Raw genomic sequence first — 25,241 nt, forward strand, 5'->3', positions numbered from 1 at the left:
GATTTATCAGTCATCATAAAAATGAGAGACACCATGGAAAACACGCTTTTAAACGCCAGGGCAACGCTTCCTTCTTACGATCGCAGCAAGCTGGTTTCTCGCATCGTTCATCTCGGTTTTGGGGCTTTCCACCGCGCCCATCAGGCGGTGTATGCCGATATCCTTGCCGCCAAACACGGCAGCGACTGGGGCTATACCGAAGTGAACCTTATTGGCGGTGAGCAGCAGATTGCCGATTTGCAACAGCAGGACTTGCTCTATACGGTGGCTGAAATGTCCGCCGATGCCTGGACCGCGCGCGTCGTCGGCGTGGTGAAGCAGGCGATGCATGCGCAGGTCGATGGCCTGGAAAGCGTGTTGGCGAAAATGTGCGAGCCGCAGGTGGCGATTGTCTCGCTGACCATCACCGAAAAAGGCTACTGCCACTCTCCGGCCACCGGCCAGCTGCAGCTCGATAACCCGCTGATTGCCGCCGATCTGCAAACTCCACACCAGCCGAAATCGGCGCCGGGCGTGGTGGTAGAAGCGCTGGCGCGCCGTCGCGCCGCCGGTCTACCGGCTTTCAGCGTGATGTCCTGCGATAATATGCCGGAAAACGGCCACGTAATGCGCAACGTAGTTTGTGCGTATGCCAGCGCCGTTGATGACGAACTGGCGCAGTGGATTGAGCAGAACGTGACGTTCCCTTCCACAATGGTCGACCGCATCGTTCCGGCCGTGACCGCAGATACGCTGGATAAAATTGAACAACTCACCGGGGTGCGCGATCCGGCTGGAGTGGCCTGTGAACCGTTCCGCCAGTGGGTTATCGAAGATAACTTCGTGGCTGGTCGTCCGCAGTGGGAGAAAGCCGGTGCGGAGCTGGTCACTGACGTGGTGCCGTTTGAAGAGATGAAGCTGCGTATGCTCAACGGCAGCCACTCGTTCCTTGCTTATCTGGGCTATCTCGCCGGTTATCAGCATATCAATGATTGCATGCAGGATGATAACTACCGCCGCGCCGCGCAGGCGTTAATGTTGCAAGAGCAAGCGCCGACGCTAAAAGTACAGGGCGTCGATCTGGCGCGTTATGCTGGTTTGCTTATTGAGCGTTATAGCAATCCGGCGCTTAAGCATCGCACCTGGCAGATTGCGATGGACGGTAGTCAGAAGCTCCCGCAGCGTATGCTTGATTCCGTGCGCTGGCACCTGGCGCATCACAGTGATTTCAGCCTGCTGGCGCTGGGTATTGCCGGCTGGATGCGCTACGTGAGCGGCGTCGATGATCAGGGGCAGGCGATTGAAATCAGCGATCCGCTGCTGCCGGTAATTCAACAGGCGGTGCAGGGCAGTAAAGAGGGTAGCGAACGCGTGCAGGCGCTGCTGGGTATTAAGGCCATTTTCGGCGATAGCCTGCCGCAGGAAGCGCGTTTTGTCGATGCGGTGACGGCGGCGTATCTCTCTTTACAGATTCACGGCGCGAAGGCGACCGTTGCCGAATGGGCTAAAGCCCAGTAAAAAACCATCATTCCATTAGTAGCCCGGCAACGTATAGCGTGCCGGGCTATTTTTGTATTAGCAATACGAGTACCTTTTGATATTTCCCGCCTGTACATCACTCTAAAAATCTATAATTAATTATACATTGCTGAAATTTATTTTTATATCTTAAGTATTTATTTGGGTGATTGATCGTATTCCCATACGTTTAAATATGGCAGAATAAAATCATCCCAACGGTTTCTTCAGGACTAAGGAGCTCAGGCTATGTACAAAAAAATACTGTTGCCGGTCGATGTTTTTGAAATGGATTTCTATGTTAAATCCCACAATACATAAATATCAAGCAGTTAGCTTGTGAGGTGTGCCTTGTTGTGTATGAACCGTGTGTAATGCCTTGTGTGTTGTAGCTGGCTATGTCACGTGATGTTCCTGGTGAATGCTGTGCTGTGTGCTTCTTCTTGCTGCTCCGCTACGCTTTGCCGCCCTGCAATGCTGTATTCTTAGACTTTTATGAGTAATTAATAAGCCAGCTTAGGATCGGTTTAACTGTAAATACCCTTGCGGCACAAGGCTTGCAGAGCAATTGCTTCATGTCATACGCTCCGCTATTGCATCTCTCTGTGCTCATAACGCCGCAAACACATCAATATTTCCTCTCCGTGTTCTCTCCGTACATCAATAGACGGTGAATGTGTAGTAATCATTGGTATGAATGATATGAAGGGCTTTTAATAACTACGAAAAATGTGATGGTTATTGTTCCTTCAACTTCTAAGTTATTAATGCTTGTCACTTATCAATTGTCTTGTGATCCATTCACTGCAATTGCACTATTCATTCTCTTCATTGGGTATAACAAATACCAGAGCACAGAGGCCGTGTGAGCGGCTTACTACACCATCACAAGGGGAAACAAGTGCAACACGTTACCATTCGTTTTAGCTCTTTTTAGAGGCTTGGCACTATTCAGATAAATTAAAAAATAAGGATTCAAAATGATTAACAAAAGAATTGCTAGCTTAATTGCAGGTGTTTTAGTTGTTTCTGCTATTCAGCCTATAGCGGGTTTAATGGGTAGTAATCGTTGCTATATTTTTGATATTTCCCATTTCTACACAGATCAAAAAGCTAAAGAATATTCTGCTAAAACGATTGATGCAGCTACTAAAGGCGATAAAGTCGCCATGTGTGATAACTATAAAGAGGCTGATTTTTATTCCCGTATGGGTGGCGATCAATCAGGGCATGATAAGAGTGATAAAGATATTGCTGAATTAATGAAAATGTGTGGCATGGGATGACAGGGCTACAGCTTACAGGCGTTATTTTTGCTTTAGTGGTGGCTTGGATTTTCTTTGCCTGTAAAGAATATGCAGCTAAAGCACCACCTAAGAAAACCAAAAAGCAAAAAGACGATGAAGCTTGGATTGAAGAAATCAATACAGGCTTTGATGAATGGTTTAATGAATTAAAGGCTAGAAAATAATGGATGGGTTATTTTTATTCTTAATGTTTGCTGTACCTGTAGCCCTGTTTATCTGGACTGTTAATAAAATCTGTGATCTTATTCGCGATATTAAAGGTGTGAAGAAATGAAGAAATTAATTGTAGCAGCCTCTGTAGTTGTAGGTGCTTCCCTGCTTTCTGGATGTGTGACAACACAGCAGGATGTAGAAGCTATGGATAACATTACATTGGCACAGTGTGCGGTGAATGGTAGCGATGTAGGACACTTAGACGATGTAGATCATCTTTGCAGAAAGGAGCTACTGAAGCGTGAAGCAGAGAAGAAGATAAGCCCTGTGGACGTTCAGACGGGTACACAGGCCGCTTCTCAGGTCACACAGCAGAATGTAGCAGACACTGAAGGGAATAATTCAATTGTAGGCTCTGCAATTGTTGCAGGTGCCATTAACAAAGGGGGCTTCTAATGTATTTTCTTTCAGTAGGTGCTGTAAATTATTTTGTTCAATCCTTCATGGATAATTTTAAAGTTAACCGTGATACTGCAATCTTACTTTTTCAGAATGAATATCTTCATGATGAAGAGTTTAGAAATCGTGTTAGCCGTTATATAGCTACAGGACGTTAATTAATGAAACGTTTAATTCTAGTGGGGGCTGAATCGCCCCGGGTTTAACAGACACCTCAGAGTCATTTAAGATGACTTAAAAGAGAGGTGCCCATGAGCGGTAAACGTTATCCCGAAGAGTTTAAAATTGAAGCAGTCAAACAGGTTGTTGATCGTGGTTATTCTGTTTCCAGCGTTGCAACACGTCTCGATATCACCACCCACAGCCTTTACGCCTGGATAAAGAAATACGGTCCGGATTCTTCCACTAATAAAGAACAGTCAGATGCTCAGGACGAGATCCGCCGTCTCCAGAAAGAACTGAAGCGGGTTACCGACGAACGTGACATATTAAAAAAAGCCGCGGCGTACTTCGCAATGCTGTCCGACTGAGGTACGCCTTTATCCGTGACAACATCTGTTGCTGGCCTGTTCGCATGCTCTGTCGGGTGCTGGATGTTCATCCCAGTGGTTTTTATGCCTGGCTTAAGCAGACGCATTCACAACGCCATCAGACAGACCTGAGACTGACAGGACAGATTAAACAGTTCTGGCTGGAGTCGGGATGCGTCTATGGTTATAGCAAGATCCATCTGGATCTGCGGGATACCGGACAACAGTGCGGGGTCAACAGAGTCTGGCGACTGATGAAACGTGCCGGAATAAAGGCTCAGGTCGGATACCGGAGCCCGCGGGCACGTAAAGGCGAGGCTAGTATCGTGTCACCCAACAGGCTCCAGCGACAGTTCAATCCGGATGCTCCGGATGAGCGTTGGGTAACGGATATAACCTACATCAGAACCCACGAAGGCTGGCTGTATCTTGCCGTAGTTGTCGATCTGTTCTCACGAAAAATTATCAGGTGGTAAATGCAATACCGGATGACAAAAGACATTGTCCTGAATGCATTGCTGATGTCTGTATGGCGGCGTAATCCCCAAAAACAGGTGCTGGTTCACTCGGATCAGGGTAGTCAGTACACAAGCCATGAGTGGCAGTCGTTCCTGAAATCACACGGCCTGGATGGCAGCATGAGCCGTCGCGGTAACTGCCATGATAATGCGGTTGCAGAAAGCTTTTTCCAGTTGCTGAAGCGTGAACGGATAAAGAAAAAGATCTACGGAACGCGGGAAGAAGCCCGCAGCGATATTTTTGATTACATCGAAATGTTTTATAACAGTAAGCGTCGGCATGGTTTTAGCGATCAGATGTCACCGGCAGAATATGAAAACCAGTATTATCAACGGCTAGGAAGTGTCTAGATTATCCGTGGCGATTCACGCTGAAAGAAAAGCTGTGTGCTGAATACTCAAGAAACTTGAGATCCATAAGCGTAGCCCTAAGCGTTGCTGTGTTCGGATCACGCTCTTTCAGGGAGATAGATAAAGTGGATTTTTCGTAGCGTCTACGCCACACATAACCATCTTTAACTGTGTATGAAGTATGTTCGATTTTGGTAGCCAAGCTGAAGCCGTCAATTTATGCGGGGATAGTGTAAGCCCCGCCATATCTGGATTTCTTAGCTTCTAGTGTTAGCTTGTTGTGTGTGATCCAATTTAAGCGATAAGGCCGTTCGTCACGCCGATTTTTTAGCATCTGCCGAAGAGGGTGAAATCACGTTGCTGAACGTGCTGCCTAACAGCACCAGTTCTTTGCTGCGCGGCTTTACGGCGGATATTCGTAAATTTGAAGCCTATATGAAAGAGGAGTCGGAAAAGAAAATGCGCGATCTCTCGCGGTTGTTTTCTACCCCGGCTTTTCGGATCCATACCCACATTGTTTTTGGCAATGTGCGCGATGAAATATTAGCGCTGAGCGAAAAAGAAAAGTTTGACGTTATCGTTATTGGCTCACGTAAACCGGGTATTTCAACCCACCTTCTTGGTTCAAACGCTGAATCCGTTTTACGCTATGCCAAAGTTCCGGTGTTAGTGGTGCGGTAATCTATTTTACGGCAGCTACGCGACGTTGGCTGCCGCTTATCCCATTATTCTTCGCTGAACCACTCGCTATTTTCCTGACGAATTAACAATACCGACTCGCTAATCTCATGCAGGTGGATATTCATCGCCTGTTCGACGGCATCAAGATCGCGTTTTTCCAGCGCATGAAAAATATCGAGATGCTGACGCAGCAGCATCTCCGGCGGGGTCACGTGATCGAGACTCATATAACGAACCCGGTCGATGGTCGCTTTAATATTTTCAATGGTGTCCCACGCCAGCTGGCAGTCGGCGATAAGAGACAATTTCTGGTGAAATTCGTCATCGAGCTGGAAAAAATCATTGAGCTGCTGACGCTCTACCGCCACACGCTGCTGGTTGAGGTTTTGCTCCAGTTGATAGAGCTGTTCATCGTTGATCATCGATCCTGCGCGGCGTACTACCGCGCACTCAATGGCCTGACGCACGAAACAGCCGTTGCGCACCTGGGTCATCGAGATTTTATTCACATAGCTGCCGCGCTGTGGGCGGATCTGAATCAGCCCGTTTTCCGCCAATTTGATAAAGGCTTCGCGTACCGGCTGGCGAGAGACATCAAATCGCACCGACACCTCTTTCTCCGACAGCGGCGTTCCCGGCGGGATCAGGCAATGGACAATATCCCGGCGAAGGATGCGATAGATTTGCTGATTGACGGGCTGGGTCGGATTCAGTTGCGTTTCTGCGGCCATTGATGATTACTTTTTAATGGGTTATGAGCATTATTTTACTCGTTTTTTACCGTTCCGCCCAGACCTGGCCCGCAGGCCAGGCCGCAGAGGACGTTAGCCCTGACGATGGACGCTGAGACCGGCAAAGCTCTGGCTGACCGGCATCATTTCCAGCGTGTTAATGTTGACGTGTTTCGGTAGATTCGCGACCCACCACACCGCTTCGGTGACATCTTCCGGCGTCAGCGCCTGGGTGTTCTCATACGTTTTACCGGCTTTCGCATCGTCGCCTTTAAAACGTACGTTGGAGAACTCGGTGCCGCCAACCAGGCCCGGCTCGACATCGGTGACGCGAATCGCAGTGCCGTGCAAATCGGTGCGTAGATTCAGGCTGAACTGGCGCACGAACGCTTTGGTCGCGCCGTAGACGTTACCGCCAGCGTAGGGCCAACTGCCGGCGGTCGAACCGATATTAATAATATGGCCGCGATTACGCTCAACCATCCCCGGCAGCACCGCGCGGGTCATGTAAACCAGGCCTTTATTGTTGGTATCGATCATGTCTTCCCAATCTTCAACGCTGGCGCGATGGGCGGGTTCCAGACCTAACGCCAGGCCGGCGTTGTTCACCAGGACGTCGATAGCCTGCCACTGTGCAGGCAACCCGGCGATCATCTCTTCGATGGCGGCGCGATTACGCACATCGAGTTGCGCGGTATACAGGTTATCGCCAAGCTCCTCTTTGAGCGCCTTCAGGCGTTCTTCACGACGCCCGGTGGCGATTACTTTGTGGCCGTTAGCAATAAAACGACGAGTAATACATTCGCCAAATCCAGCAGTTGCACCAGTCACCAGAATAATCATCTTACTGTTCCTCAACGCTTTTTGTGTTGTCATAACATAGCACGCGATAACGCCGCGCGGTAAAGGAAAATCGTATCGTCATCTGTTGGTATAACGCGCTGGCAGGATAAATCATTGCGACCAATCAACGAGTTGCCTAATCTTAGTGGATACCCGCGTTCAGGAGAGAATGATGACGGACAATAATCCCTTTTTACACGTCAGCCTACTGCCGTACCAAGCGCCGCATTTTGATTTGATTGAAGATAGTCATTATCGCCCGGCTTTTGATGAGGGCGTACGGCGCCAGCGCGAGGAGATCGCGGCGATAATCAATAACCCGGCGCCGGCGGATTTTGACAATACCCTGGTCGCGCTGGAGCAGAGCGGTCAGTTGCTGGGGCGGGTGACCCGGGTCTTTTTCGCGATGGCCGGGGCGAATACCAATCCGCTGATACAGCAACTGGACGAACAGTTTTCCGCTGAGCTCGCCGAGCTTGGCAACGATATCTGGCTCAACGATGCGCTGTACCAGCGAGTCAAACAGGTTTGGCAGCAGCGCGACGCCCTGAGTCTGGATCCGGAGTCGCGTCGTCTGCTCGAGGTGAGCTGGCAGCGTTTTCAGCTGGCGGGAGCCGCGTTGGCGCAAGAGCAGAAAACCGCGCTAAAAGCATTGAATACCGAGGAAGCGTTGCTGCAAAGTCAGTTCCAGCAGCGTCTGCTGGCGGCGGTGAAGTCCGGCGGTCTGGTTGTTGATTATCAACACCAGCTTGATGGACTGGCCGCGGATGAGATTGCCGCCGCCGCCGATGCCGCGCGCGACAAAGGCCTGCATGACCGTTGGCTGCTGGCGCTGACAAATACTACTCAGCAACCGGCGCTGCAGGCACTTGCCGATCGCCAGACCCGGCACAATTTGTTCGCCGCGGGCTGGACGCGTAACCAGAAGGGCGATGCCAACGACACCCGTGAACTGGTTTTGCGGCTGGCGGAAATCCGCGCGCGTAAGGCCGAATTGCTGGGCGTCGCCGATTACGCGAGCTGGTCGATGGCCGACCAGATGGCGAAAACGCCGTCTGAGGCGCTTGCCTTTATGCGCCGCATCGCGCCTGCGGCCCGCCGACGCGCCGAACAGGAGCTTGCCGACATCCAGCAGGTTATTGATGAAGAGGGCGGTGATTTTCAGGCCGCGGCCTGGGACTGGTTATATTACGGCGAGCAGGTGCGGCGCGCTAAATTCGCCATCGATGAAGCGCAGCTAAAACCCTATTTCGCTCTGGACCGGGTGCTGGAAGATGGCGTTTTCTGGACCGCCTCCCAACTGTTTGGCATCCGTTTTGTCGAACGTTTTGATATTCCGCTTTACCATCCCGATGTGCGGGTCTGGGAAATCTTTGATGCCAACGGCGAAGGCATGGCGCTGTTTTACGGCGATTATTTCTCGCGTGATAGCAAAAGCGGCGGCGCCTGGATGGACGTATTTGTCGAGCAATCGACGCTGCGTGGCCAGCGTCCGGTGATTTACAACGTTTGCAACTACCAGAAACCAAAAGCCGGCGGCTGCGCGCTGCTATCATGGGATGACGTCATCACGCTGTTCCACGAGTTTGGCCATGCGCTGCACGGCCTGTTCGCTAACCAGCGTTATGCGAGCCTTTCAGGCACCAATACGCCGAGCGATTTCGTCGAATTTCCGTCGCAGATTTACGAACATTGGGCCCGCGAGCCGCAGGTCTTCGCCCATTATGCGAAGCACTACCAGACCGGCGAAGCCATGCCGGACGATCTGCGAGACAGCATGTTCCGCGCCTCAACGTTCAATAAGGGATATGACATGAGCGAACTGCTGGCGGCGGCGCTGCTGGACATGCGCTGGCACAGCGTCACCCCGCAGGCGCTGCCGCAGGATGTCGATGCTTTTGAACAGCAATCGCTGCGCGAGGAGCAGATGGATCTGGCGGCGGTTCCGCCGCGTTATCGCAGCAGCTATTTCTCACATATTTTCGGCGGCGGTTATGCGGCGGGCTACTATGCCTATCTGTGGACGCAAATGCTTGCCGACGACGGTTATCAGTGGTTTGTTGAGCAGGGGGGATTAACCCGGGAAAACGGTCAACGTTTCCGCGAGGCGATCTTGTCTCGCGGTAACAGCTGCGATCTCGAAGCGCTGTATCGCGACTGGCGCGGGCACGATCCGCTGATCGAGCCGATGTTGAAAAATCGCGGTTTGTAGATACTGTGCTACCCGCCGCCGCCAGGGTTTTTCCCGGCGGCGGCGCATTGCGCCTTGTTCGGGCTACCAAAACGCACGGCATGCTACTGTCACCAATGTACATTTTGCGACCATTCTCAACGCCCGGAACAACAAATAAGAGTTGTTAAGATTCACAATTCCACTTTTTTCCTTCATCATTTGTCGGCCTTTACTACTAATAATGCGTACTTACAAAGTGCAATTTGTTTTTTTTTATATTCCTGGCCGCTATGAACTATAAAAAAGTACTTACGATGATGTTTTTTCCTGCAGCGCTTGGGCGTGGCCAGGGACTTGTTCAATGATATTTTTGACCCCACTCGGGAGGAACACAGTGCACCCGTTAATTAAGGTCATGCTGGTGGGCGGCAAAGCAGATGGTCTGCTGGTCAGCGTCGCCGACACCGCGACGGAAGTTTCCGTCACGCCTGCGCAGTACGGCGCGCCATCCGGGCTTCCGCTGAACTACCGGGTGGTGTCGCAGGTTATTGATAATGAACGCCTGTTTTTCGGCGTGTTTAGTGATACACACCTGGATGCCGATAAGCTCGCCAGAGTCGCGCTGACGCGCGGGATGAAAAAATCGCTCAGTTGAGCGTCGGCACGCCTGAGGAATGGCATGATTAACCGTATTCGTATCAATAATTTCCGTTCAGTCAGAGAGATTGAACTGGAACTGGGGCCGCTGAATATTGTGTTTGGCCCTAACGGTTGCGGAAAATCGAATATCTACAAAGCAATTCATCTGTTAACCGCTTCGGCTAACGGCCAGTTCTCCAGCTATCTCAGCGAGGAGGGCGGGCTGGAGAACATCATGTGGTCAGGCAAGCAGGCGCCGACCGACCGCCACCCACGGCGTCTGCAAATCGCCTGCCTGACCGATGAATTTGAATATGAACTGCAGGTCGGGTTTCCGGAAAAACTGCCGTATCCGACGCAATTCATGCTCGACCCGATCGTTAAAGAAGAGAATATCTGGCTGTCGGGCTTTAACCGCCGGCCATCATCGCGTGTACTGCAGCGGAAAAACCAGGCGGCGTTCCTGGTCGACGTCAATGGTGAAAAAAGTACCTTCACCGATACCATTTACGAAAACGAGTCTATTTTCGGCCAGCTTGGCGAGCCGCATCGTTTTCCGGAAGTGTCGCGCGTGAGGGAGACCATGCGCCGTTGGCGTTTTTACCATGAGTTTGCCATCGGCAGGCTTTCACCGCTGCGCCAGCCGACGGTCGGCTACCGTTCGCCGGTGCTCGATAGCGATGGCGGCAATCTGGCGGCGGCATTTCAGACTATCGTCGAAATTGGCGCTGAGGAGTTGCTGCATGAAATCCTCGGCGAAGCGTTCCCCGACTGTACCTTTTTCTGTGAGAACGACAACTCGCGGTTCGTGATGAAGATGCGCCGGGAGGGAATTTATCGGCCGCTGCTGGCGGCGGAGATGTCTGACGGTACCCTGCGTTTTTTATGTCTGGCGGTTGCCTTGCTCAGCCCACGGCCACCGGCCTTTCTCGCCATTAATGAGCCGGAAAACAGCCTGCATCGTCAGATGTTCCCGGCGCTGGCGCGACTGATTGTCGAAGCATCACGCTATAGCCAGATCTGGCTCACCAGCCACTCGGCGGAACTGGCGCAATTGATCTCGGCGCGTGCGCAGAGCCGCATCTACGAACTGGAAAATAACGGTGGGCAAACGCAAATTAGAGCGGCGTTGCCGTCATCCCTGACGGAACGTTAATCTCTCAGGCCGCGTTGTTATACTCTGCCGTGGGCAGCAGCGTCTTACCGCCTTTTAAGGTAAATAGCGATACCAGGGTAAAGCTCAGGGTGATTGAGCCGAGGATCAGGTAGGCCTGGTGAAAACCCACGGTGTCGTACATCCGCCCGACCCAGGCCGAAAGCACTACGCCGGAAAGCTGTTTCGACAGGTTAAAGCCGATTAAAAATAGGGTGGCGGAAAGCTTAGGGTTAAATGCGGAAGAAATATATTTGAAGGTCCCGACCAGCAGGAACGGTAATTCAAACATGTGCAGCATTTTTAAAATGACCACTTCCACCGCCGAAGTCGCAAATGAAGATCCGAGAATGCGCATCGACATAATTATACCGGCGATCAGCAGGGCGTTTTTCGCGCCGATGCGGTTAATAATTGCCGGGGCGCAGAACATAATCATCGCGTTGAGTAATTCACCGCCGGTGGTGACAAAGCCAAAAACTTCGGTCCCGCGCTGCGGCGTGGCGAAAAAGCCTTTAAAAAAGTTTGCGAACTGCTGGTCAAAAACGTCATATACGCTGGCGACGCCCACAACATAAATAATAAATCCCCAGAAACGCGGCATTCGCAGCAGTTCGGCCGCCGTACGCAGAGAAAAGGCCTGGCGGTTGGCGCCGATGGCGTCAATAACCTGCGCGCTGCTGCTGACTTCCGGGCGCGATAGCCATAACAACACGCCAAGCACCAGCGCAAAACCGGAGGCTATCCAGAAGGTTATATTAGGATCAATACCGAACAAGATGCCGGTAATTGACGCGCACAGGGCCCAGCCGACGCAGCCCGAGACGCGCACTTTGCCGTATTCAAAACGGTTAGCGCGGCTGACGCGTTCAATATAGGCCTCGACCGCGCCGGAACCGCTGGAAAATACCACGCCTAAATAAATTCCCCCCACCAGCGCGCCGGCGATAATGTTCATTTGCAACAGCGGCGAGAAGACAAAAATAAAGAACGGTGCGAATAAAATAAGCAGTACGGTAATGGTCCACAGCAGATGTTTACGCAGCCCGAGCTTATCCGAAATCAGGCCAAACACCGGTTGGAAAATAATCGCGAACAGCGAAATGGAGGAGAAAACAATCCCTGTTTCGGTTTTCGTTAAATGGTTTACTTCCGCCAGCCATACCGGGAAAAAGGGAAAGTAAGCCGACATAATGAAATAGTAAAAGAAAAAGAACAGCATGAAATAGATAAAATTGTGCCGTTCGCGGGGCGTGAGTTCAGAGAGTTTCATATCTTATTATACCTGTGCGGTGGGGGCCGAGGCCCCCGTTATTATTGACAATGAAGCGTAACCTGATAGTGCCAGTGGGTCTCGAGCAGCAGCCACTGTGGCAGAACGCTTGGTGTCCAGGAATCATCGCCGCCAACGCCCATATGCTGGCCGTCGAGGGTGATCCAGACGCCTTTTTCCGGCGTCATGCGATGCCAGTGATCGGTCCTCATCAGCTGTTCCGTGCTGTACGGCTGCACCGAAAAGTGGAACTGGCCTGCGACGTGCCAGCATCCCCAGTCCAGCGCTTTGCAATCGCAGCGCAGACCGTTTTCGCTGGGGAAGATATAGGGAGTGCTCATCTCGCGCAGCGGCTGTTGCCAGCGTGAAAAACAGGCGCTACTTTTGCGATCCGGATAGTTTTCGTGCGGCCCTAATCCCAACCAACTGACCTCAGCGTGTTGTTCGGCGACCTGAAAGCGCAGCCCGACGCGCGCCAGCGGCGGTAACGTGGCGGCACGTTCGCCATCAACGGTGAGCTGGAGCTTGCCGTCGGCGGTGAAGGTCATACGCCAGTGGCTGGCAATGACCGTCTCCTCGTCGCGCAGATAGTGCCAGTGGCTATCAACGATCACCTCCCGTGCCAGCTGTTGCGCCTCGCATTTCACGCAGCGGGTCGTCAACGAATACAGACCGGCGCTCTTCCAGCGTTCGACCCAGGCGTTCGGATCGATACGTTCGACTTCGCTGACGCCGATATCATTGTCCAGCGGCGCACGGACAAACTGATCCTCCAGCGGCGTCAGCAGCTGCTGTTCTCCCGCGCAATACCATTCGCTTAAACGCCCGCTCTGGCGATCGATAACCCAGCGCTGGGATCCGACGCTAACCTCGTAGATCGCGGGTTTGATGGTCAGGACCGGCGCCGGGCCTTCGGCGGAGGTCTCAGCTAGCGCCAGAGGCGCGGTAAGCATTAGCTGCTGCCAGGCGACGCGGTGACCGGGCTCAGACCATGACGTCGCCTGCGGCTGGATCACCTCGAGTAGCAGCCAGACATCGCGGGCGCCGCGCGGCAGGGCCAGGCTGTCGCTAAGAATCAATTCCGCCCGCCCTTGCGGCGGCAGCGCCAGCGCTAAGTCGCCGCTGGCTATCGTTTCTCCGGCGCACTCTACTCGCCAGCGCAGCGTTTCGTTGTCGGTGGCGCGGAACAGGTATTCGCTGGTGATAGCAATGCGCAGCGGATTTTGTTCCAGCAAGGCGAACTGGAAATACTGTTGCGCATGTTTGGCCTCGATAAGCGAAGGATGAGCGCGCCGGTCGGGGAATACCAGGCCATTCATGCAGAACTGCCGGTCGTTAGGCTTATCGCCGAAATCGCCGCCATAGGCCCAGCCGACGCTACCATCCGGGAATGTTTTTTCGATTGCCTGGTCGGCCCAATCCCAGATAAAACCGCCCTGCAGGCGAGGATAGTCGCGGAAGGCTTGCCAGTAATCGGCGAAATTGCCCAGGCTATTGCCCATCGCGTGGGCGTATTCGCAGAGGATTAGCGGGCGTTGTTCGCCAGGCATACCGATCCACTTTTTGATCGACCATTTGGGCACCGCCGGGAAGGGCTGGTCGCGCTCGACGCGGGCGTACATCGGGCAGATAATATCGGTGGCGCTGCTGTCGGCGCCGCCGCCTTCATACTGTACCGGACGCGAAGGATCGTTGTGCTTCAACCATTGGTACATGGCCTGATGGTTGTCGCCGCAGCCGGACTCATTACCCAGCGACCAGATAATGATCGAGGGATGGTTGCGGTTGCTCTGGACCATACGGGTGACGCGCGCGCTGTAAGCGGCAAGCCAGGCCGGATCGTCAGACAGCCGATTCATCGGCACCATGCCGTGAGTTTCGATATTGGCTTCGTCCACCACGTACAGGCCGTAGCGGTTGCATAGCTCGTACCAGCGCGGCGCGTTGGGGTAGTGCGAACAGCGCACGGCATTGAAATTGTTCTGCTTCATCAGCAGAATGTCCTGCACCATATCCTCTTCGTTGACCACCTGGCCGCGCTGATGATGATGTTCGTGGCGGTTGACGCCGCGGATCAATAGCGGCTTGCCGTTGAGCAACAGTAGCCCGTCACGGATTTCTACCTGGCGAAAACCAATATCCCAGCCTTCCGCTTCAAGCAACGTCTCGCCGCGCCATAGCGATACCACCGCGCGGTAGCAATGAGGCTGCTCGGCGCTCCACAGCCGCGGGCGATCGACGTCGAGATTGATGATTGCCCGCTCGCCGTAGCTGCCGCGTTCATCAATAATCGGCGTACCCAGCGGCTGGCGCTGGCTGGCAAGGCGCGTTTTGCCATCCCACAGCGCAACCTCCACTTCCAGCGCCGCCAGCGCTTCCGACGCGGCCTCGACGCTAAGCTTGACCTGCAATTGCGCATCGCGATAGCGCGCATCGAGCTGCGGGGTTAATTGCACATCGCTGAGGCGGGCCTGCGGTTTATGCAACAACCAGACCGAACGGAAGATACCGCTCATGCGCCACATATCCTGATCTTCAAGCCAACTGCCCGCGCTCCAGCGCATCACCAGCACGCACAGGCGGTTGGCGCCTGGCTGCAGATACGGGCTTAAATCAAAGGCGGCGGGCAGGCGGCTATCCTGTGAGTAGCCGACCCATTCGCCGTTGCACCACAGATGAAAGGCGGAGTTGACGCCATCAAAGATAATTTGCGTTTGCCCTTCGGCCCGCCACCCCTCATCGACGGTCAACTGTAGCGAATAGCAGCCGGTAGGGTTGTCTTCGGGCACCCGCGGCGGCACGGTATCAATCGGATAGCGGACGTTGCTGTATATCGGCGCGTCATAGCCCTCCATTTGCCAGTTTGAAGGCACCGGCGTCGGGCGACTGTCAGGCAGGTCATGCAGTAGCCAGCTGGCATCCACCTGAAATGGACTGCGGGCATAGGAAAATTGCCATTTGCCGTCCAGCTGACGGCGGCGGTCGGAAGGACGGTTGTCGCGCGCCGCATCGGCATCGCGCCAGCTGGCAAAAGAGGGATGAGCGGGCAGTCGGTTGAGGTGGGTGATAGTCTGGTTCTGCCAGTCCTCGCGGGCCAGGACTTCGTGAAAAGCGGGGCCGCGAGCGGCGCCTGAATCATATCGTTGCATACGCATACCTGACGGATAATGGTAATAAATGTTATTCGCTAAACAATCTCATCGGGTTATCGGGTATTTTTTGCAGGCCCGCAACGTTGGCGAAAATGAAACCCATTCACGATCACGAATCACGGCGCAAATAGCAGATTTCTGTCGTAAGGAAGACATAAAATGTTAGCGTAAGACATTAAGTCATTTTCACTGACAGGAGTACGCGATGCAGCGCCGTTCAGCCACTTTAGAAGATGTCGCCCGCGAGGCGGGCGTTTCGCAGCAGACGGTGTCGCGGGTGGTGAATAACCCACAGATAGTGGCGCAGCGCACCCGTGAAAAGGTGCTGCGCGCGATGCAGACGCTTCACTATGTACCTAACCGGTCAGCACAGCTATTGGCGGGCAAAGCGGCAGCGTCGATAGGGCTTATCACGGCGTCGTTAACCTTACACGCGCCGTCGCAAATTGCCGCGGCGGTGAAACGGTATGCCGGTGAGCAGGGGCTGGAGGTCGCCATCGCCATGCCGGCGCAAAGTGATTACCCGGCACTGCAGGCGCGGCTGGATGAGTTTCGCGCCCAGCATATTCGAGGCGCCATTATCAGCCTGCCGCTGGAGAGCAGCGTCGCCGAACGGCTGGCGGCGGAAAATACGGATATCGCCTGCCTGTTTCTCGATGTCTCGCCGGAGACGGATGTCTCCTGCGTGCGTTTCGATCATCGTGATGGCTGCGGCGCCTGCGTGCGCCATCTTTGGGAATTAGGGCATCGCGAGTTTGGCCTGTTGGCCGGGCCGGAAAGCTCGGTATCGGCGCGGATGCGCCTTGGCAGCTGGCGCGAGACGCTGCACCGGTTGGGGGTCAGTCAATCGATTACGGTGTTCGGCGACTGGAGCGCCGCCAGCGGCTGGCAAAAAACCTTTGAGTTGCTGCATAAAAACCCGAAATTAAGCGCGATCGTGGTCGCCAACGATCAGATGGCGCTCGGGGTGTTAAGCGCGCTGGCGCAGCTTAATCGGCGCGGCAGCCAGGCGATTTCGGTGACCGGCTATGACGATACGGCCGATAGCCTTTACTTTCAGCCGCCGCTTACCACCGTCGCCCAGGATTTTGATCTGTTAGGCCGCCGGGCGGTGGAATTACTGATGCAGCAGATGGCGGCGCCGACCGGTAGCCTGCGCGAACTGCTGCCGGCGCGGCTGGTGGTACGCCAGTCGACGTGGCCGCTCGCGGCGCAGGACAATACCGCGCCGCTGATCGCTGAACTCAAAGCGCTGGTAGAGAAGCTATGAGTACGTCTGCGGTTTAAGATTTATTGAACAAGGGCGTGCTAGCCTGCGAGTCAGACGTAGGAACTCACGACGCTTTTCTACGAAAACGCTAAATACAATCTACGATCTATCCATGCAAGCATTTATTCACCGCCAGTCACATGGCGGTTTTTTTTTGCCCATTCCCCCGGTCTCGTCGCTTGTCGATTTTATTATCCTCTGCTGGTTGTTGATAATTTGCGCTGATGGCAGCGTAAATACGTTGTTTTTCATAGCGAGGGTCTCGGACATTCCCAGGGCTGTATTTTTTAAGGCAGCATAACATGCTGATAGCTATCGGGATGGAAAAAACGGCCAGGGCTAACCATACTGATGACATTGTGACAGGAGGTGGTGCTTTCAATGAACGATGATTTTCAGGCGATTAAGAACGAATTTGCGAAGTATGCCGATGCGGTGCAAGGGACCGCGGTGGCTTTTGCCATGTATGAAGATTTAGCCCGACGCTGGCAACTTACTTCCACAACCTCGATCAGCTTAACAAACGACGTTTTCTGCTGAAGCTGGAAGAGGGGGAACGCGAAATTGGCACCCAGGGCAGCTATGACTGGTATGGGGCGCTGACGCGCTTTTCATCGGCTGCTCATTAATCCCGCCACCTGATTTTTCGCTTTAGTGCAATGAGGCTTTATGAAATTCCCTGGCGTACCGGAAAATGAAGAAGAAAGACTAAAATCGCTGTATCTGGCGGACCTGCTCGATACCCGTGATGATGAGCGTTTCGAACGCCTCACCCGGCTGGCTAAAAAAATTTTTCAGGTGCCGGTGGTACTTATCAGCCTGCTCGACCGGGAACGGCAGTGGCTGCTCGCCTGTCAGGGGCTGGGAATTCGCCAGACCCGGCGCGATATCTCTTTTTGCGCCCACGCCATCTTGCAGGACGGCGCCTTCATCGTTAACGATGCGGTCAATGACGATCGTTTTTATGATAACCCGCTGGTGACGGGCGAACCCTATATCCGCTTCTACGCGGGCTATCCTGTCCATCTGCCCGATGGCGCCGTGGCCGGTACGCTATGCCTGATTCATACCACGCCGCGCGAGTTTAACGATGAAGAGATCGCCGTACTCAAGGATCTGGCGTATATCGTCGAGGATGAGTTCCAGGTGATTGGCATGGCGATGACCGACAGTCTGACCGGCATCGCTAACCGGCGCGGCTTTTACCGCATCGGCGATAAACGCTTCCGTACGCTTACCAGCAATGCAACGCCGTTTAGCCTGGTCTTTTTTGATCTCGATAAATTCAAACCCATTAACGATCTGTGGGGGCATGCGGAAGGTGACGAGGTGCTAAAAACCTTCGCGGCGTTTCTGGCGCAACATCTGCTGCCAGGCGAGGTTGTCGGCCGTTTAGGCGGCGATGAGTTCGCCGCCATCATTACCCGCAACGGGCGTGCCGACACATTCTTGCAAAAGCTGCGTGAGAGTGTCGATCATTACAACCAGACGTCAGGAAAACCCTATAACATTAATTACTCTTACGGCGAGCTACAGAGCGATGTCAGCCGTTATCCGACGCTCGGGGATATGCTAAAACAAAGCGATGAAGTGATGTATTCGCGCAAGCGTAGGAAAACCTTATAAACGCGATTATTCCGCCAGAGGATATTTTTTAAAAACGGCTAAAGCCTCACATGCTTCGGCTAAACCATGTATATGTTTAAAATCGTGGGGCGGGATTGTCGTTGGGATCATAGCCTGAATAAATGACCAGACGACAGTACTGGTTATCATGACCTGATCCAGCTGTTGGGCGGTAGTGCGGCCGGCCAATCTTGCATCCCATTCATGACAAGCTGCCAGCAGTTGCTGTGTTACACGCTCAATCCATGGCTGATGCTGTTTTTCCGCCGGACGGAGGCGATGTTCATAAATATTTTGTACCGCCTTTTCGCTGGCAGCGAGAATAAACCCCAACAGTTGCAGATCCTCCGCTAACCGATGCGGATTTTTCGCTAACAGTTTACACCTGGGTTCGGCCTGCATTTCGAAATATTGTAGAATCAGTGTCGAGTCCATTAATAACAAACCGTTATCCAGTACCGCCGTTGGCGCTTTAACAACCGGGTTAATTTGTGAAAACGCATCAAAGGTGTTGAATACTGATAAAGGAACGCTCACAAATTGTATGCCGTATAGTTCCAGCGAGATTGCAACACGCCTAACGTAAGGCGAATCCATCATACCAATAAGTTTCATCGTCATTTTTTTATTCCAGATTAACATCATTCTATTATCGGGAAATCATGTGTTCAGGCGCTGCCGATAAGCAGACCACCGCAGATTAGCGTAAACCGATAGCGACGAATATCATGGTTTTCTTATACAGAGCGTAAGTATTTCTGACATTAACCGGCAGGGTGCAGAGAGCAACAGATGTCGAATTATCCACCTATTGCAAGTTTGCGCAGTTTCGAGGCCGTCGCCCGTCTTGGCAGCGTGACGCTAGCGGCGAAGGAACTGAATGTGACACATTCGGCGATTAGCCAGCAAATCAAAATCCTCGAGGAGCTTGTTGGGGTAAAACTCTTTATCCGCCAGGGGCGTGGCGTACAAATCAATGAAGAAGGGCGGCTGTACGCGCTGCAAATTCGCGAGGCTCTGCAGCATATCGCAGAGGCGACAAAGCTGGTACAAATTAAACCTCGGACGTTGGAACTTACGTTGTCAACACTACCTTCATTTGGGTGTCACTGGCTATTGCCGCGGCTAATGAGATTTCGCGAGAAATATCCTCATATCTTATTGCGGCTTCAGGCCAGCTTGACGGTGAGCGATCTGGAACAGGAAGGGATTGATATTGCTATCCGTATGGGGCGTGGTGAATGGGAAGGGGTTAAAAGTCATTTTCTCTTTGCGGATGAATTAATGGTTGTCGCCGCGCCAAATTATAACGGCGGCAAGCTGCCAGCGACGCCGGAGGAGGTGGCTGCGAGCAACATTATTTATTCGATGGAATCATGGAAAAGCTGGTGCCTGAACGCTGGGCTGGAGAAAGAGATCGAGCCAGGCGGACTACGGGTTAATGATTCAAATCTGGTTCTTGATGCGGTACGGCTGGGCGAAGGTATCGCTCTGGAGCGTAGATCTCTGGTTCAGGGGGCGCTGGATAGAGGAGAGTTGGTGCAGATAACGGCAATTACTGCGCCTTATCCCTGGCACTACTGGTTGGCGGTCTCTCCGTTGGCGGAGGAAAAGGAGGAGGCAGCGCTGTTTATCGGCTGGCTTTTTGACGAAATCACTATCTGGCAGCAACAACGGCAATAACGGTCTTTAAAAACAGAACGCCCCCTGGTGCAACAGCAGCAGGGGGCGCTTACGGGTGGGGATTATCGTCGTTCATCAGTCATCCCATTTGTGGCTTAGATACGCGGCCAGAAAACCAAAGAACAGGATTGTTCCCAGTACGGCCATAAAAACATGCATGTTTCCCAGCATGGTCTACCTCCATCTTATTTATGCGCTAATGTTGTCCTCATTGAACAGGGTTTACGGTTGTTGAAGAGATAATATCCTGGTCAATCTAAACAAACGATTAACCAGAATGGCGTTAGGGTATATGAAATAAATTAACGCATCAGATGGCGCGTTCGAGCACAAATAAATAGGCTTCGCGCGACCAGAACAGGGCGCTGCGGCGGCGCTCGACCGCCATGGTTTTGACTTCCCAGCCCTGCTGCGTGTACTCAGTGAGGAACCGGCTCATTTTATCGGGATCGGCTTTCGCTTCGCCAAAAAACATACTGCCCAGCAGCCCCTCTTTATAGATAACGACGCGACACTCTTTTTTCATCAGCTTAATCCTTGCAGGTGTAAATCAACGACGCGAATAATTGTCGCTGGCCATATTAATATTATCACTGACGGGTGGAAAACTTTTTTCGATATTGCAGCGGGCTCACGGCGAAATGCTGGCGAAAGTGATGACGTAGCGTACTGGCATTAGCGAAACCGCAGATTTCGGCGATTCTGTCGATGCTGAGGCGGCTGTCGGTGAGCTGCTGGCGGGCGCGAAGCAACCGCTCATCGAGCAGCCAGCGGGCCGGTGATTTGCCGGTCGCCTGCTGAAAACGGCGCAAGAAAGTGCGCGGGCTCATATCCATCCGTTGCGCCAGCGAGGCGAGGGTATGGCTCTCAGCGAGATGCTGATACAGGTAATCAAACAGCTGGCCGAGGCGCTGGCTTTCACGCGCTGTAGCCACCGGGCGAATCACCTGCTGCGCCTGCCCACCGTCGCGGTGCGGAGACACCACCAGCCGCCGTGCGACGATATTCGCCGCTTCATGGCCGAAATCTTCGCGCACCAGATGCAGACAGAGATCAATGCCCGCGGCGCTGCCGGCGGAGGTCATCAGCCGCGCATCGCCAACGTACAGCACGTCTTCCACCACCTCAATCAACGGAAAACGCTGCTGCAGCCGGGCAGTATAACGCCAATGGGTGGTGGCCTGCCGCCCATTGAGCAATCCGGCGGCGGCGAGCACAAACACCCCGGAACAGATAGAAACGATTCTGCAGCCGCGCGCGTACGCAGCCGCCAGCGCCTGGCACAACGCTTGAGGAACATCGCTTTCTATGCCACGCCAGCCGGGCACCACGATGGTGTCCGCTTCATCAAGCAGCGCCAGCCCGCCATCGCTGACGATACGGATACCGCCGGTGGCGCGAAGCTCGCCATCATCGACGGCGGCGACCGCGAACCGATACCAGCTTTCCCCCATTTCCGGGCGCGGGAGGCCAAAAATCTCCACCGCCACGCCGAATTCAAAGGTACACAGGCCGTCATAGGCCAGAACGACGACTTTTGGTGGTGACAGTGTCACATTGCGGGTTGTCAGGATTTCAGCGTTTTCTGTCATCAATGGGGGCGGTGGTCCGGGTACGGTGGTGGTTAAAGTAGTGTTACCACAGACAAGGAGAATACGCCATGAGTGTTGTAAGCCAATTTACACCAGCCGCCCCGGTCGATGCCGCTGCCTGGTTTGCCCATAAATTGAGTTTCGAAACCGACTGCGCGGATGTCCATCACGCCATGCAGCACGGCGAACAGGACTTTGTGCTACTGCACGTGATTGGCAGTCATGATGTGTTTGCCCGTCGCCACCTGCCTGGCGCGCTGCATCTGCCGCATCGCGAGATCAATGCCGCGCGAATGGCGCAGTGGCCCGCGGAAACGCTGTTTGTTGTCTATTGCGCCGGGCCGCACTGCAACGGCGCGGATATTGCCGCCTTAAAGCTGGCACAGCTTGGCAGACCGGTAAAAATGATGCTCGGCGGCCTGACTGGTTGGGCGGATGAGGGGTTCGCATTTAGCCTCAGCGAAGCCAGCAACATGAAATAAATTCAACAGCCATGAATTTTTCTCGTTTGCCGATGCTCTCTCCGCATGACAGTATCTGGACATATAGACATCCAGAAGTCTAAAAATTCAAATAATGAATTATCACGGCGGGCAACTACCTGCCTGCCGTTAAGGAGAGAACATGCAACGTCACCAGGCCCCGTTCCGCGCAGATATTGTCGGCAGTTTTTTACGTCCTGACGCTATTAAGCAGGCGCGCCTGCAACTGGCGGAAGGCAATATTGATGCCGGCCATCTGCGTGAAATTGAGAATGAAGCCATCGGCCAACTGGTTCAGCAGCAGTGCGATTGCGGCCTGCACGTGGTGACCGACGGTGAGTTCCGGCGCGCGTGGTGGCACTTCGACTTCTTCGACGGTCTGGAAGGCGTGGAACGTTACGATTCAGAGAAAGGTATTCAGTTCAACGGCGTACAGACCAAAGCGCACGGCGTGCGCGTGACCGGTAAACTGGGCTTCGGCAACCATCCAATGCTGGAAGATTTCCGCTTTTTGAAAAGCGTCAGCGGCAATGCGCAGCCGAAAATGACCATCCCCAGCCCCAGCGTGCTGCACTTCCGCGGCGGGCGTAAAGATATCGATAGCACGGTATACCCGGACCTGGCCGAATACTTTGACGATTTAGCAACCACCTGGCGTGACGCGATCCGCGCTTTCTATGACGCTGGCTGCCGTTATCTGCAACTCGATGACACCGTCTGGGCCTATTTATGTTCAGACGAACAACGCCAGCAGGTACGCGAGCGCGGTGACGATCCGGACGAACTGGCGCGTACCTATGCCCGGGTGCTGAATAAAGCGCTGGAAGGGAAACCGCAGGATCTGACCGTTGGTCTGCACGTCTGTCGCGGTAACTTCCGTTCGACCTGGATTTCAGAAGGCGGCTACGAGCCCGTGGCGGAAATTCTCTTCGGCGGCGTCAACATCGACGCGTTCTTCCTCGAATATGATAATGACCGTTCCGGTGATTTTGCCCCGCTGCGCTTTATCCGACCAGGCCATCAGCAGGTGGTACTGGGGCTGATTACCACCAAGAATGGCGAACTGGAAAACCCGGAAGGCGTGAAGGCGCGCCTGCAGGAGGCGGCGCAGTATGTGCCGCTGGAGCAGATTTGCCTGAGCCCGCAGTGCGGCTTTGCCTCCACCGAAGAGGGCAATTCGTTAAGCGAAGCCCAGCAGTGGGATAAAGTGCGGCTGGTCACAGGGATCGCCGCCCAGGTCTGGTAAGGAGATAGCCCGCATTAAGCGGGCTTTTTCTATTTGCGCAGCAGGCGCTGTAGGCGTGCCTGTCGCCAGTGGCGGATCCACCCGGCAAAGACAAACAGACGTAATCCCCGTAGTAGCAATAATGCACCCCAGACGATCGCCACCCATACTGACCAGTAGACATCCGGTTGGGTGAAATAATTAATCACCAGCAACAAAACGCAAACCGTGACCGCCACGCTTAGCGAGCGGAAAAAACGGCTCTCCTGATGCAGACGGCTTTTCGCTTCTTCGATCCGTAAATCGAGCGACGCTTCGTGACCGACAGGCGCATCGTCGCTGAGTTCGGCCACATTTATCTCAAACACTGCCGCCAGGGCGCTCAGGGTTTCTAACCCCGGGCGATCGCCGTTTTCGATCCTCTGGATAGTGCGAACGCTGACGCCAGCCAGTTCGGCAAGCTGTTCCTGGGACCAGGCGCGCTGCAGACGTAATTGTTTGACTCGGGTACTGCTGTTCATGATGTTAATCTCCGGATGAGAACCTGAGACCAGTGTGGTTTTTTAGCCTGCCGGGCGCCACGACAGGCACCCGACAGACAGACGACAGCAACCCGACAGCCGCATGACGCGCGGCTTACGCCTGTACGGTTTGCCACGGACGCACGTTCATGCCGCGGAAAATCATCAGCCAGGCGGCGACTATCGCCAGCATTAAAATGAAGAATAGCGACCAGTGCGGCAGATGGGTGAGGATTATCCCGGTTAGCATCGGATTGAACGCCGCGCCTAACCAGCCTAACGACTGGGCGGAAAAGTAGCTGGCTTTCATACCGGGTGGGGCAATCTGATCGATCAGCATATATTCGCCCGGCGCATAAATAATTTCGCCAAGGGTAAAGATAGCGGCCGAAATGCCCCACATCAGCAGATTATTACCGGAGAGGATAAACCCGCCGAGACCCAACACATAGCACAGGGTGCCGAAGGTCATTAGCGGGCGGATGTTTCGCGCCGAAAGCCGTCGCCCGACGGCATATTGCAACGCGACGACCACCGCGGCGTTGACCGGCAGCACTACCGCGACCACTTTTTCCGCGAAGTCGCTGGTGCCTGCGGCCAGCACATACTGCGAAATGCAGGAGGCGAAAGAGCCGCCGACAAATGACGCCAGCAAGCCGGAAAAGGTAAACCACAGCAAGGCGCGGTCGCGCAAAAGCACCGACGGCGTCCACTGCGGCGTGATGCCTTCCGCACTGGCGGCAGAGGTGCGCTCGACGAAGAGCTGAATAAACACCAGCGGGAAGGCGGCGCACAGCGCAGCCAGCCAGAAAGGCAGGTTAATACTCTGCATTACCAGCAGGGTGCCGATTGGCGGCCCAACGGTCCAGCCGATATTGAGGAAGGTATAGTTGAGCGAAAAGATGCGCGCTTTTTTCTCCGGCGTCAGCACGTCGGCAAACCAGGCTTTCAGTACCGTGGAGAAAACCGAATAGGCGCAGTTGATCAATGAGAAAAAGAACACCACCAGCGCCACGCTATTGACCGCGGGGATGGCGATAAAGCCCACGATAAACGCCACGATGGCGATCAGCATATAGCGTTTTTTGTCGAATTTATCGGCAAGAATACCGAAGCCCATGCTGAAGATAACGCCGACGACCAGCGCGACGGAGAGCGCATAGCCAATGACATCGACTTCCAGCTGGAACCGACGGGTGAGATAAATCGTCATAAAAGGAAGCGTTGCGCCGCGGCCGATGGTTAACAGCAACGACGACGCCAACAGCGCTACCGTTGAGCGCCTGATGGTGGTTGTCATTTTTTCCTTGCCCGATGAAGTGTTTTATTTTTGTTGTGCCCGATCACAAATAGCATGCTAACTGAGCCTTGTATAGCGGGCT

Annotated in this window: 23 protein-coding genes and 2 pseudogenes; 15 read left to right on the forward strand and 10 right to left on the reverse strand. The window is 53.8% G+C overall.

All coding sequences use genetic code 11. The annotated features are described in order from the left end of the window. The first annotated feature begins 33 nt into the window (after positions 1–33). The 6 genes and pseudogenes from ABLU86_RS09760 to ABLU86_RS09785 all read left to right on the forward strand — a co-directional run. A complete protein-coding gene (locus ABLU86_RS09760) occupies positions 34–1,497 on the forward strand; it encodes a mannitol dehydrogenase family protein (RefSeq protein WP_116289149.1) in 1,464 nt (487 codons plus the stop codon). A 980-nt stretch (positions 1,498–2,477) separates the two neighbouring features. Then, positions 2,478–2,783 carry a hypothetical protein gene (locus ABLU86_RS09765; protein ID WP_032714420.1) on the forward strand — a complete coding sequence of 102 codons (306 nt, stop codon included), beginning with the start codon at positions 2,478–2,480 and terminating at the stop codon, positions 2,781–2,783. After that, on the forward strand, positions 2,780–2,968 hold the full coding sequence (locus tag ABLU86_RS09770; RefSeq protein ID WP_032714421.1) for a hypothetical protein: 189 nt from the start codon (positions 2,780–2,782) through the stop codon (positions 2,966–2,968). The genes ABLU86_RS09765 and ABLU86_RS09770 overlap by 4 nt, the downstream gene beginning before the upstream one ends. A gap of 106 nt (positions 2,969–3,074) precedes the next feature. Continuing rightward, positions 3,075–3,413: a hypothetical protein gene (locus ABLU86_RS09775; protein ID WP_042897595.1), complete on the forward strand. Its 339-nt coding sequence runs from the start codon at positions 3,075–3,077 to the stop codon at positions 3,411–3,413. A gap of 254 nt (positions 3,414–3,667) precedes the next feature. Then, positions 3,668–4,815 (forward strand): annotated as a pseudogene (locus ABLU86_RS09780) (IS3 family transposase). Between the two features lie 291 nt (positions 4,816–5,106). Continuing rightward, positions 5,107–5,496: pseudogene (locus ABLU86_RS09785) on the forward strand (universal stress protein); the annotation flags it as partial. A 44-nt stretch (positions 5,497–5,540) separates the two neighbouring features. Here the strand turns inward: ABLU86_RS09785 and ABLU86_RS09790 are convergent. After that, positions 5,541–6,227 (reverse strand): GntR family transcriptional regulator, encoded by a 687-nt coding sequence (locus tag ABLU86_RS09790; protein ID WP_045360768.1) that lies wholly within the window; start codon positions 6,225–6,227, stop codon positions 5,541–5,543. Between the two features lie 93 nt (positions 6,228–6,320). Then, a complete protein-coding gene (ydfG, locus tag ABLU86_RS09795) occupies positions 6,321–7,070 on the reverse strand; it encodes a bifunctional NADP-dependent 3-hydroxy acid dehydrogenase/3-hydroxypropionate dehydrogenase YdfG (RefSeq protein ID WP_015366753.1) in 750 nt (249 codons plus the stop codon). Between the two features lie 172 nt (positions 7,071–7,242). Between ydfG and dcp the strand changes: the two genes are divergently transcribed. The 3 genes from dcp to ABLU86_RS09810 all read left to right on the forward strand — a co-directional run bounded on the left by dcp (position 7,243) and on the right by ABLU86_RS09810 (position 11,038). Then, positions 7,243–9,282, forward strand: a complete 2,040-nt coding sequence (gene dcp, locus ABLU86_RS09800; protein ID WP_348796111.1) for a peptidyl-dipeptidase Dcp — start codon at positions 7,243–7,245, stop codon at positions 9,280–9,282. Positions 9,283–9,637: 355 nt separating this feature from the next. Then, positions 9,638–9,898, forward strand: a complete 261-nt coding sequence (locus ABLU86_RS09805) for a hypothetical protein (protein ID WP_015705301.1) — start codon at positions 9,638–9,640, stop codon at positions 9,896–9,898. Positions 9,899–9,922: 24 nt separating this feature from the next. Further along, positions 9,923–11,038, forward strand: a complete 1,116-nt coding sequence (locus tag ABLU86_RS09810; protein WP_042897591.1) for an AAA family ATPase — start codon at positions 9,923–9,925, stop codon at positions 11,036–11,038. 4 nt (positions 11,039–11,042) lie between these two features. Here the strand turns inward: ABLU86_RS09810 and ABLU86_RS09815 are convergent, their stop codons facing one another. Together ABLU86_RS09815 and ABLU86_RS09820 are read right to left on the reverse strand one after the other, a co-directional pair. Further along, positions 11,043–12,308 (reverse strand): MFS transporter, encoded by a 1,266-nt coding sequence (locus ABLU86_RS09815; protein ID WP_126026482.1) that lies wholly within the window; start codon positions 12,306–12,308, stop codon positions 11,043–11,045. 41 nt (positions 12,309–12,349) lie between these two features. Next, on the reverse strand, positions 12,350–15,457 hold the full coding sequence (locus ABLU86_RS09820; protein ID WP_151084991.1) for a beta-galactosidase: 3,108 nt from the start codon (positions 15,455–15,457) through the stop codon (positions 12,350–12,352). A gap of 208 nt (positions 15,458–15,665) precedes the next feature. Between ABLU86_RS09820 and ABLU86_RS09825 the strand changes: the two genes are divergently transcribed. The 3 genes from ABLU86_RS09825 (at position 15,666) to ABLU86_RS09835 (ending at position 18,356) form a co-directional block, all read left to right on the forward strand. Further along, positions 15,666–16,730, forward strand: coding sequence for a LacI family DNA-binding transcriptional regulator (locus ABLU86_RS09825; protein ID WP_015705304.1), 1,065 nt, complete (start codon positions 15,666–15,668; stop codon positions 16,728–16,730). A 381-nt stretch (positions 16,731–17,111) separates the two neighbouring features. Next, on the forward strand, positions 17,112–17,270 hold the full coding sequence (locus tag ABLU86_RS09830; RefSeq protein ID WP_348796080.1) for a hypothetical protein: 159 nt from the start codon (positions 17,112–17,114) through the stop codon (positions 17,268–17,270). 129 nt (positions 17,271–17,399) lie between these two features. Continuing rightward, positions 17,400–18,356, forward strand: coding sequence for a sensor domain-containing diguanylate cyclase (locus tag ABLU86_RS09835; RefSeq protein WP_015705307.1), 957 nt, complete (start codon positions 17,400–17,402; stop codon positions 18,354–18,356). A 6-nt stretch (positions 18,357–18,362) separates the two neighbouring features. On the opposite strand, the gene ABLU86_RS09840 is transcribed toward ABLU86_RS09835, so the two are convergent. Beyond that, complete coding sequence (locus tag ABLU86_RS09840) at positions 18,363–18,971, reverse strand: glutathione S-transferase family protein (RefSeq protein WP_348796110.1); 609 nt, start codon at positions 18,969–18,971, stop codon at positions 18,363–18,365. Between the two features lie 177 nt (positions 18,972–19,148). On the opposite strand from ABLU86_RS09840, the gene ABLU86_RS09845 reads away from it, so the two are divergent. Further along, the gene (locus ABLU86_RS09845) at positions 19,149–20,039 is read left to right on the forward strand and encodes a LysR substrate-binding domain-containing protein (RefSeq protein ID WP_020078931.1); all 891 of its coding nucleotides are present in this window, start codon (positions 19,149–19,151) and stop codon (positions 20,037–20,039) included. Between the two features lie 75 nt (positions 20,040–20,114). Here ABLU86_RS09845 and mgtS read toward each other — a convergent pair whose 3' ends face one another. From mgtS to ftrA, 3 genes are all read right to left on the reverse strand, one after another. Next, complete coding sequence (gene mgtS, locus ABLU86_RS09850) at positions 20,115–20,210, reverse strand: protein MgtS (protein ID WP_004102377.1); 96 nt, start codon at positions 20,208–20,210, stop codon at positions 20,115–20,117. Between the two features lie 139 nt (positions 20,211–20,349). Next, entirely contained in the window at positions 20,350–20,565 is a 216-nt protein-coding gene (locus ABLU86_RS09855; RefSeq protein ID WP_015366741.1) for a DUF4177 domain-containing protein, read from the reverse strand. A gap of 64 nt (positions 20,566–20,629) precedes the next feature. Continuing rightward, the gene (gene ftrA, locus ABLU86_RS09860; protein ID WP_045387748.1) at positions 20,630–21,631 is read right to left on the reverse strand and encodes a transcriptional regulator FtrA; all 1,002 of its coding nucleotides are present in this window, start codon (positions 21,629–21,631) and stop codon (positions 20,630–20,632) included. 68 nt (positions 21,632–21,699) lie between these two features. Here ftrA and ABLU86_RS09865 point away from each other — a divergent pair, with 68 nt between their 5' ends. Continuing rightward, positions 21,700–22,113, forward strand: coding sequence for a rhodanese-like domain-containing protein (locus tag ABLU86_RS09865; RefSeq protein ID WP_045387751.1), 414 nt, complete (start codon positions 21,700–21,702; stop codon positions 22,111–22,113). Positions 22,114–22,255: 142 nt separating this feature from the next. Then, complete coding sequence (locus ABLU86_RS09870) at positions 22,256–23,359, forward strand: cobalamin-independent methionine synthase II family protein (protein WP_348796079.1); 1,104 nt, start codon at positions 22,256–22,258, stop codon at positions 23,357–23,359. 29 nt (positions 23,360–23,388) lie between these two features. Here the strand turns inward: ABLU86_RS09870 and ABLU86_RS09875 are convergent, their stop codons facing one another. Both ABLU86_RS09875 and ydeE read right to left on the reverse strand, forming a co-directional pair. Next, positions 23,389–23,859 (reverse strand): helix-turn-helix domain-containing protein, encoded by a 471-nt coding sequence (locus ABLU86_RS09875; protein ID WP_032707969.1) that lies wholly within the window; start codon positions 23,857–23,859, stop codon positions 23,389–23,391. A gap of 115 nt (positions 23,860–23,974) precedes the next feature. Further along, on the reverse strand, positions 23,975–25,159 hold the full coding sequence (gene ydeE / locus ABLU86_RS09880; protein WP_015705311.1) for an efflux MFS transporter YdeE: 1,185 nt from the start codon (positions 25,157–25,159) through the stop codon (positions 23,975–23,977). Positions 25,160–25,241: the final 82 nt, after the last annotated feature.

The sequence above is a fragment of the Klebsiella sp. JN_Kp121 genome (assembly GCF_040062145.1).
Classification (GTDB): Bacteria; Pseudomonadota; Gammaproteobacteria; order Enterobacterales; family Enterobacteriaceae; genus Klebsiella; species Klebsiella aerogenes.